This is a genomic window from Acidimicrobiia bacterium (genome assembly GCA_036396535.1).
Lineage (GTDB): Bacteria > Actinomycetota > Acidimicrobiia > Spongiisociales > UBA5794 > DASWKR01.
Window position 1 is genome coordinate 75921 of sequence record DASWKR010000083.1, and the last position, 7233, is coordinate 83153.

General features: G+C 67.2%; 7 protein-coding genes. 1 reads left to right on the plus strand and 6 read right to left on the minus strand.

The window, feature by feature from the left end:
- Window positions 1–48 precede the first annotated feature (48 nt).
- Window positions 49–1656, minus strand: a complete 1608-nt coding sequence (locus VGC47_14580; protein ID HEX9856534.1) for a Gmad2 immunoglobulin-like domain-containing protein — start codon at window positions 1654–1656, stop codon at window positions 49–51.
- Entirely contained in the window at window positions 1649–2101 is a 453-nt protein-coding gene (locus VGC47_14585) for an RNA polymerase sigma factor (GenBank protein HEX9856535.1), read from the minus strand. The genes VGC47_14580 and VGC47_14585 overlap by 8 nt, the downstream gene beginning before the upstream one ends.
- Window positions 2102–2297: 196 nt before the next feature.
- Here VGC47_14585 and VGC47_14590 point away from each other — a divergent pair, with 196 nt between their 5' ends.
- Complete coding sequence (locus tag VGC47_14590) at window positions 2298–3836, plus strand: nicotinate phosphoribosyltransferase (protein HEX9856536.1); 1539 nt, start codon at window positions 2298–2300, stop codon at window positions 3834–3836.
- A gap of 5 nt (window positions 3837–3841) precedes the next feature.
- On the opposite strand, the gene VGC47_14595 is transcribed toward VGC47_14590, so the two are convergent.
- Genes VGC47_14595 through sufC form a run of 4 tightly spaced genes read right to left on the minus strand, consistent with a single transcriptional unit; the run spans window position 3842 to window position 6940 of the window.
- Window positions 3842–4438, minus strand: coding sequence for an isochorismatase family protein (locus VGC47_14595; protein HEX9856537.1), 597 nt, complete (start codon window positions 4436–4438; stop codon window positions 3842–3844).
- Window positions 4419–4898, minus strand: a complete 480-nt coding sequence (locus VGC47_14600; GenBank protein ID HEX9856538.1) for an SUF system NifU family Fe-S cluster assembly protein — start codon at window positions 4896–4898, stop codon at window positions 4419–4421. Before VGC47_14600 ends, VGC47_14595 begins: the two co-directional genes overlap by 20 nt.
- A 54-nt stretch (window positions 4899–4952) precedes the next feature.
- On the minus strand, window positions 4953–6185 hold the full coding sequence (locus tag VGC47_14605) for a cysteine desulfurase (GenBank protein HEX9856539.1): 1233 nt from the start codon (window positions 6183–6185) through the stop codon (window positions 4953–4955).
- On the minus strand, window positions 6185–6940 hold the full coding sequence (gene sufC, locus VGC47_14610; protein ID HEX9856540.1) for a Fe-S cluster assembly ATPase SufC: 756 nt from the start codon (window positions 6938–6940) through the stop codon (window positions 6185–6187). The genes VGC47_14605 and sufC overlap by 1 nt, the downstream gene beginning before the upstream one ends.
- Window positions 6941–7233 lie beyond the last annotated feature (293 nt).

The window sequence follows — 7233 nt, forward strand, 5'->3', positions numbered from 1 at the left end:
GGGCCTCGATTGGCAGCGCTGGAAAGAACCAACGTTCTTGCGACGTGCTTACGGCTCGTAGAGGTCGAGGGTCACAGCGACGATCTGTCCGTCCGCGTCGACGAAGAGGTCGATCGAATACCAGTCGATACAACTCACGGCATCCAACGGCTGCGTACTGATCCTCAGGTATCCGTCGAGCCCACCGGGAGTACCGGTCGGTTCCGCTGCACATCGGGGATGTTCGCCGGTCACCGTGCGTCGGATGTCTTCGGAGGCGAGCAGGTCGATGAGCGAGACCGTGCCCGCTCTCGCCCTGAAGCCGTCAGCGCCGAGCACCCAGCGCGACGGATTTGCAAGATCGGCCCGCGGAATCGTCTCGACGATGTCGATGCCCAATCCGAGCGACACCTCAGGCGCCAGGGGGACACTGTCGAACGCTCCGGCGGCTCGGGAGAAGTCGACGAGCGCTTGCATGATCGCCGCTTCCGCCTCAGTTGCCGCTCGAGAGTCGTCGACGGGCCCCTCTTGTCCCGGAGGCTGCGTCGTCGCGCCGCCGGAGCTCGCCAGCATCGTGACAGGGTGACTCACGATGTCGATGCGGCGTCCATCCTCCGCCGAGTGGGTGAACACGGTGACGAGGCCCTCGGTGTCGGCGTCGAGCGTGTAGTCGATGTCGATCGAGTAGTCGCCCCAGCAGCCGGTGCCGCACGTGGCGGTGGCGAAGCCATCGGCGATCACCGTTCCGTCTGCGGTCACCTCGTACGCCACAGTTGCCTCGAAAACGTCGGCGATGCCTGTGATGGTGAACGGCGAGCCGACCGTGGCCCCGACCGCAGGTGCGTCGACGAAGACCTGGCCGACGATCCCCTGGTCGAGGTAGTCGGCTCTGACCACCGGTCCGTCGAGGACGATGCCCTCGCCCGAGAACACCTCCACGGGCTCGCCGTCGATCTCGAAGACGACCTCGGTGGCCTCGGGGAACTGGGTGGCCGTGAACACGACCTGCGTGAGCCTGGCGAACATGGTGGCCGATCCGCCACCCGCCTCGAATGTCGAGCTGAGGTCGATCGTGAGGCGCGTGTCTGCCGAGGCGTCACCCGCCCCGGCCTCGCCGAGCGTGACGCCCAGCACCTCTGTGTCCGGCGGGATCTCGGATGCGAGCGACGGGTACAGGGCGATCTCGTCTGCCGTCGGCCCTGCCACGAGGGCGTGGATCGCAGCGCGCAGATAATCGCCGTTGGTTGCCTCGTCGACGGGGATTCCGTCGGCGACGAGCGGCACCACGAGTCGGTGCACCGGGACGAGCACGGGGGCCGGGTCCTCGGGAGACACCGGGTCCCCCACGAAGTACAGCGTCACGGGTGTCGGCTCACCGTTCGGCGGGGTGACGATCGTCGTGTCGGGCGTCGTGGTCGGCACGGGCGTCGTGACCGGCGGCGCCGGCTCCGTCGACAGCCTGCTGACCAACAGCGGGATGCCGACGATCAGCAGCACCGCGGCAGCCGCGAAGCCGACGAGCAGCAGTGGAGAGCGCCTCCGGGGTGGGGTGGACTGGGACGATGGGGAAGGTCGCAACTGGACCATGGTCTCCTCCGGGAACGGGGGAGCCTCCGGAGCCATCTGGATGAGACGGTACGTCAGCTCGCGCATCTTGGTGTCGTGTCGATCACTCATCGAGCAGCTCCTTGAGTCGTGCGCGAGCTCGCGCCAAGTGGCGCTTCACCGACCCCTCGGACACACCCAGCCGGGCCGCCGTGTCGGCGGGGGACAGGTCTTCCCAGTACGTGAGTACCACTGTGGCGCGCTGCTGCACGCTCAGTCGGTCGACCGCTGCGAGCACGTCGACGTCGATGTTCACGGGAGCTGCGGCCTCCGGAGCCGCCGCCTTGTGCTCCCTGATGCGTCGTCGCATGGTGCTGCGATGATGCGATCGTGCTTGGTTCAGGACCGAGCGGTAGAGATACGCCCTCGGGTTCGACACGGATGGCCATCCTTTCGAGCCGAAGGCCCGCAAGCAAGCGTCCGTCACGACGTCTGCTGCGTCGAACGGTCCGACCAGCCCTGTTGCGAAGCGCATCAGGTCGTCGGCGTACTTGCGGTAGATCTCCTCGTCGGTCATCTCGCCTCTGAGACGCCACAGACGGGGCGTGCGGGTGACGCGTCCCTCGCAAGCTACCCCCGTTGTTTCCGTTCCTGCGTCCCTCCATCGCAACGATGCGATGGAGGGACGCAGGAACAGGCCCCACCAGATCAGCGCTCGTTCGATCACCCCGACCGAATGCCGGACCGCTCTCGCCCGCTCCTAATCTGGCCCGATGGAGCCGCTGCCGGTGACCGAGGGAGTCCTGTTCACCGATCTGTACCAGCTGACGATGGCGCAGCTGTACTTCCGCGAAGGCATCCACGAGCGGAAGGCCCAGTTCGACTACTCGTTCCGCAGCTACCCGGATTACGGAACCCACCAAGCCGGGTACTGCGTCTTCGCCGGGCTCGGCCCGCTGCTCGAGTGGATGGAGGCTGCCCGTTTCGGCGACCGGGAGCTGGCGCTGCTGGCGGGTCAGCTCGGCGTCAAGGGCGACCCCCTGTTCGGGGACGACTTCCTCGATTGGCTGCGCGCCAACGGCCACTTCGGGCAGATCGAGGTGAGCGCAGTCGCCGAGGGACGGGTGGTCCACCCGTTGGTGCCGGTGGCGGTGATCACCGGGCCGCTGGCGATGGCCCAGATCCTCGAGACGTCGTTCCTCAATCATTGCAACTACGCGACACTCATCGCCTCGAAGGCGTCGCGGCTGGCCGACGTCGCCCACGGGCGCCCGATCATCGAGTTCGGCATGCGCCGCGGTCCCGCCGAGGGCGTGAACACGGGCGGGAGGGCGGCCCTCATCGGCGGCGCCGACTACACGTCGAACGTCGGCATCTCCTATGCGCTCGGCTTCGACCCGAAGGGAACCCACGCCCATTCGATGGTGCAGGCGTTCATGGCCATCGGCGGCGGTGAGATCGAGGCGTTTCGGGCGTACGCCAGGGAATATCCGGACGACTGCCTCCTGCTCGTCGACACGATCGACACGCTCCGCAGTGGCGTGCCCCACGCCATCGAGGTGTTCCGGGAACTGCGGGAAGCGGGCCACGAGCCGGTCGGCATTCGCCTCGACTCGGGTGACCTCGCCTATCTGGCGATCCAGTCTGCGGCCCAACTCGACGCTGCCGGGTTCTCCGACGTCTCGATCGTCCTGTCGAGCAACCTCGACGAGCTGGCGATCTGGCAGATCCTCAGCCAGATCCACGACGAGGCTGCCCGCTACGGCGTCGACGCCGGGAAGCTGGCGAGCCGGCTCGTCTACGGGGTCGGCACTCGGCTGCTCACGTCGCACGGCGACCCCGCCCTCGACGGCGTCTACAAGCTGGTGGCGATCGAGGGGGAGGACGACTGGGTGCCTGCGATCAAGGTGTCCGATACGCCGCAGAAGGTGCCGGCTCCCGGTCAGAAGCGCCTCTGGAGGGTCACGGACGACCGTGGCTTCGCCACCGCCGACGTGGTCTCCTGCCCGGACGAGGACCTCCGCGAGATGGACTCCATCGTCCTGCGCCATCCACACCGCGAGGGCGTGTCACGCGCCCTCCATGCCTCACAGATCGCGTCGGTCGAGGAGCTGCTCACACCGGTCTTTCGTGGAGCCGCGACGAGCGCACCGACGATCGACGAGATGCGGGCGAGGCGCAGGGCCGATGTCGCTCTCCTCGACCCGGGCGTTCGCCGCCTCGTCAACCCGCACGTGTACCACGTCTCGCTCACGGAGAAGATGAAGGACTTGCAGCTTCGGCTCATCCGCGAGGCGCGTCTCGGCGCCTGACGAGCTCAGGCGATCGCGACGCCGCCGGCGACGAGGTCGGCGATCGCTCGGGAGCCGTCGCCCGGTTCCAGGTCAACGGCCCTGATGCAGTTGGCGAGAACCGTGGTGTCGAACCCGAGTTTGGCGGCGTCGATCGCCGTGTCCTTCACGCAGTAGTCGGTGGCGAGGCCGACGACGACGACCTTGGCGATCGAGTGCTCCCGGAGCAACGACAGGAGCTCCGTCGGGGACTCCTCACCCGTCCTCGGATCACGAATGGTGAAGCCCGAGTAGCCGTCCTCCCCACCGACCCCTTTGCGAACCGAGGGCCCGGCCACGAGGAGCGAGCGCTGCAGCTCGGCACCCCAGGTGTCGGCGACGCAGTGGACCGGCCAGTCCCCCCCGTACTTGGCGAAATGGGGTGTCGCATCCGGGTGCCAATCCTGGGTGTACACGACGAAGGCATCCGCCCGCTCGGCTTCCTCGATCTCCTGGTTGATGTACGGGATGGCCTTCTCGCCGTCGCGCACGTAGAGAGATCCGCTGGCGTCCGCGAAGTCGTTCTGCACGTCGACCACCACGAGTGCCGTGGTGGCGTCGTAGTCAGGTTTCGGAGTCGCCATGCCCCTTGTTCGCCCCCTCCAGCTGTGCCAGCGCGTCTTCGAGCGTAGCCCACGGCAAGTCGGCGCATTTGATGCGGACCGGGAACTTGCGGACCCCTTGGAGAGCCTCGAGGTCGCCGAGCACGGACCCGGGTCGCGAGCCGTCGACAGGGTTGTCACCGTCCTCTATGGACATCATCCGCTTGAACTGCCTGGTGAGGTCGGTGATCTCCGGAACGGTCCGGCCGACGATGGCGTCGGCCATCATCGATCCGGATGCTTGCGAGATCGAGCAGCCGATTCCCTGGATGGCGGCGTCGACGACCTTCCCGTCGTCGACGGCGATGTCGAGTGAGAACTCGTCCCCGCAAGACGGGTTCTGGCCTTCGGCGTGGATGTGCGGGATGGTGAGAGTGCCCTTGCGGCGCGGGTTGCGGTAGTGGTCGAGGATCACCTCGCGATACAACTCATCGAGAGCCATGGGTCCTGGTCACCTCCGCTCTCTGGAACGAAATCGCACATCGAGCATTCCCGGTCACCCGACACCGAAGATCTGGCGGGCACGCATCAGACCCGAGACGAGAGCGTCGACGTCGGAGGGCACGTTGTAGATGTAGAACGAGGCCCGTGCAGTCGACGCGACGTCGAGACGCCGCATCAGCGGCTTGGCACAGTGGTGGCCTGCGCGGACGGCGACCCCCTGCTCCTCGTCGAGGATCGTCGCCAGGTCATGGGCGTGTATGTCTGCGAGCTCGAAGCTGACGGCGCCGCCGCGGCTGTCGAGATCGGCAGGCCCGTACACCTTCAGGTCCGGGACTTCTGCGAGGCGCTCGAGGGCATAACGGGTGATCTCGATCTCGTGGGCTCGCACGTCGTCCATGCCGACGCCCGTCAGGTAGTCCACTGCCGCCCCGAAGCCGATCGCCCCGGCGATGGGCGGTGTGCCGGCCTCGAACTTGTGCGGCAACGGCGCCCAGCGCGATTCGTGGAGCTGCACGTCGCTGATCATCTCTCCGCCTCCCTCGAACGGCTCCATGCGCTCGAGCAGCTCTGCTCGACCCCACAGGGCACCGACGCCCGTCGGTCCGAGCATCTTGTGGGCGCTGAAGGCGAGGAAGTCGGCACCGAGCGTGTCGACGTCGACGGGAAGGTGCGGCACGAGTTGGGCGCCGTCGACGACGACGATCGCCCCGACCGCGTGGGCCGCCTCTGCGAGCTCGGCAACGGGGCCGATCGTGCCGGTCACGTTCGACATCCCGGAGACCGACACGATCTTGACACGCTCGTCGAGGACGTCTTCGAGTCCCGAGAGGTCGAGGGTGTAGTCGGCGGCGATGTCGAGGTAGACCAGCTCGGCGCCCGTGTGGCGGGCGATGATCTGCCACGGGACGAGGTTGGAGTGGTGTTCCATGACGGTGAGCAGGATCCTGTCGCCCTCGCCGAGCTGTTCCAGGCCCCAGCCGTATGCCACCGTGTTGAGCCCGTGGGTGGTGCCCTTTGTGAAGATCACTTCACGCGGCGTCGCCGCTCGGATGAACGAGGCGACCTTCGCTCGGGCGCCCTCGTAGGCGTCCGTCGCCTCCTGGGCCAGCGTGTGGGCTCCACGATGGACGTTGGCGTTCGTCGTCCTGTAGTAGTGGTCGAGGGCGTCGATCACCTGGAGGGGCTTCTGCGTCGTGGCAGAGGAGTCGAGATAGACGAGCGGCTTGCCGTGGACCTCTCGCTCGAGGATCGGGAAGTCCTTGCGGATGGCGGCCGCGTCGAGCATCAGCTTCCCGCCCCTACCGGCCGGTACGCGTCGTATCCCTTCTCCTCGATCTCCTTGGCGAGATCCGGCCCCCCGGTGGCCGCGATGCGCCCGTCCATGAAGACGTGGACCACGTCGGGAGTGATGAAGTCGAGCATCCGCTGGTAGTGCGTGATGATGAGGATGCCGTTCTGCTCGGATGCGACCTTCTGGACGCCTTCTGCGACGGTTCGCAGGGCGTCGATGTCGAGGCCGGAGTCGGTCTCGTCGAGGACGGCGAACTCGGGCTCGAGGACCGCCAGTTGCAGGATCTCGTTTCGCTTGCGCTCGCCGCCCGAGAACCCCTCGTTGAGGTAGCGGTCGGCGAAGCTCGACTCCATGCCGAGCTCCTTCATGACGTCCATCACCTTGAGGCGGAGCTCGAGGACCGTGTAGTCGGTCCCCGTCCTGTTCGAGAGGGCGGCTCTGAGGAAGTTGACGACCGAGACGCCCGGGATCTCCTCCGGGTACTGGAAGCCGAGGAACATGCCTGCTCGGCCGCGCTTGTCGGGCGTCCACCCGGCGATGTCCTCGCCCTTGTAACGGACCTTGCCCTCGGTCACGAGGTATCCCGGATGGCCGAGCAGCACGTTGGCGAGGGTGGACTTCCCCGACCCGTTCGGCCCCATGAGGGCATGGATCTGGCCGCGGTCGACGACGAGATCGACGCCGCGGACGATCTCGCTGTCACCGGCGGCCACGTGGAGGTTCTCGATCTCGAGCAGAGGGGCAGCCATCGACTCAAGATTAGTCACACCTGGATAGGGGAAATTGGCGGAGGTCCAACAGTGATCCCACTCCCTTCCCAGCCACCCCCTCGGCTCGGGGCTGCGCCCGCTCGCCGGTCCCCCGCAGAGCGGGAGACAGCGTTGAGGGCTCTGTCGGGCGCATGCACGTGAGCCGAGGGGCACGGGTCCACCCCCTCCCAGCCACCCCCTCGGCTCGGGGCTGCGCCCGCTCGCCGGTCCCCCGCAGAGCGGGAGACGGCGTTGAGGGGACTGTCGGGCGCATGAACGTGAGCCGAGGGGCA

Bases quoted from the DNA above. Each gene is read 5' to 3' on its own strand.
- VGC47_14580 (HEX9856534.1), bottom strand. From the start codon at position 1,656: ATGAGTGATCGACACGACACCAAGATGCGCGAGCTGACGTACCGTCTC.
- VGC47_14585 (HEX9856535.1), bottom strand. From the start codon at position 2,101: ATGACCGACGAGGAGATCTACCGCAAGTACGCCGACGACCTGATGCGC.
- VGC47_14590 (HEX9856536.1), top strand. From the start codon at position 2,298: ATGGAGCCGCTGCCGGTGACCGAGGGAGTCCTGTTCACCGATCTGTAC.
- VGC47_14595 (HEX9856537.1), bottom strand. From the start codon at position 4,438: ATGGCGACTCCGAAACCTGACTACGACGCCACCACGGCACTCGTGGTG.
- VGC47_14600 (HEX9856538.1), bottom strand. From the start codon at position 4,898: ATGGCTCTCGATGAGTTGTATCGCGAGGTGATCCTCGACCACTACCGC.
- VGC47_14605 (HEX9856539.1), bottom strand. From the start codon at position 6,185: ATGCTCGACGCGGCCGCCATCCGCAAGGACTTCCCGATCCTCGAGCGA.
- sufC (HEX9856540.1), bottom strand. From the start codon at position 6,940: ATGGCTGCCCCTCTGCTCGAGATCGAGAACCTCCACGTGGCCGCCGGT.